1 protein-coding gene is annotated in these 1,507 nt (G+C 36.6%); it reads left to right on the forward strand.

The annotated features are described in order from the left end of the window. Positions 1-690: 690 nt before the first annotated feature. Positions 691-1,431, forward strand: a complete 741-nt coding sequence (locus RHOW815_RS08030; protein WP_215217773.1) for an ABC transporter substrate-binding protein — start codon at positions 691-693, stop codon at positions 1,429-1,431. Positions 1,432-1,507: the final 76 nt, after the last annotated feature.

Here is a 1,507-nt window from a genome sequence, read left to right on the forward strand (position 1 = left end):
CTCGAAGTGCACAAAAAAGAACATATAAATACTTGAAAAAACATCTATTGTGCACCCGAGCATAGCATGTTTGTAGATAATCTCCTAAACACTTCTATTCGAGTTTCGAAGTTGAGAGCCTTTTTAGGTCTGTTATTTAGTGAAGTTTCCACCCTTTACCATATCCTTGGAAGTCGTATCTAAAAAGCTTTGTGTTTAAAGTAGAAGTCTGTCTCTAGCTCGAAACTAACCATTTGGTGGTAGGCAAATTCTTTTCCGTTGTCTGCTGTTAATGTGTGTACAAAATCTTTGATAGGTTTAAGTTGTTCAATTAACGCTTGACTTACTTCCTCTGCAGTTTTATGAGCAACTTTGGCGAGCTTAGTTAGCTTGGAAGTTCTTTCTACTAAGGTTATTCCGCACGGAATTCAATTTCCTAAAGGAAGCGTTGCTTAGAAATTATGGGGCATGGCTAGCCAATTTACTAATGATGAACTCCATCTTTTTTATCCCTTGCCTTTCAGCGCAGGAGAGTTTCTAAAAACTATCCTTCTAGAGGGGATAAAGACAATATCTTTATCCGTAGCTACACTGATAGAACCAACTTAAATTTTTTTTGTTGTTGTGGAATATGCGGTTTTATCGGAAAATATGTCTTTATAAAATTTATAATTATTCTTTAATATGATATGCAAAAAACTTCACGGAATTTTGACGATTCTTTCTTGTATCGTTAAAAAACCAAGATGGTCCTTTAATAGAAAAACACTGATTGTTATATTTGCTATTCTCTGTATTTCCGCGCTAACTTCTTCAGCTTTATCCCAACATGGCTTGTCTATGCTTAACTTAAACATGAAAACATCTCCTAAGACGTTTGATCCTCGTAAAGCCGGCGATGTTTATTCTTCGCAAATGATTTTCTTGCTGTTTGAAGGTCTTACTAAGAGATATCCCGATGGATCCATCAAATTTGCTCAAGCTAAGTCATATACCGTATCGGATGATAAACTTACCTATACATTTACGCTAGGAGACAACTACTGGTCTAATGGTAAGCCTGTTACTGCTTATGATTTTGAACAGTCGTGGAAAGATATTCTTGATCCCAAGTTTCCTTCGATGGGGGATTATTTGTTTGCTCCTATTAAAAATGCGGAAAGCGCTAAAAAAGGACTTGTTTCTTTAAGTGAGGTAGGCATTAAAGCCGTTGATGAAAAAACCCTAGTGATTGAGCTAGAACACCCGACTCCTTACCTTCTTAAACTGTTTACGCTCCCTAGATTTGTTCCTATACATGTTGAACTAGACCGAAAGAACCCTAATTGGGCAATTCAAACAGGCGCTCAATTCGTGTGCAATGGACCTTTCCTATTGGAAAGCTTTAAGCAAAACGATCAAATCGTTTTCACTAACAATCCATACTATCGAAAAAGGCCCTTTCAACCTTGAAGTGCACAAAAAAGAACATATAAATACTTGAAAAAACATCTATTGTGCACCCGAGCATAGCATGTTTGTAGATAAT

Origin of the sequence: Candidatus Rhabdochlamydia sp. W815, from assembly GCF_018642185.1 — a bacterium.
Taxonomy (GTDB): domain Bacteria; phylum Chlamydiota; class Chlamydiia; order Chlamydiales; family Rhabdochlamydiaceae; genus Rhabdochlamydia; species Rhabdochlamydia oedothoracis.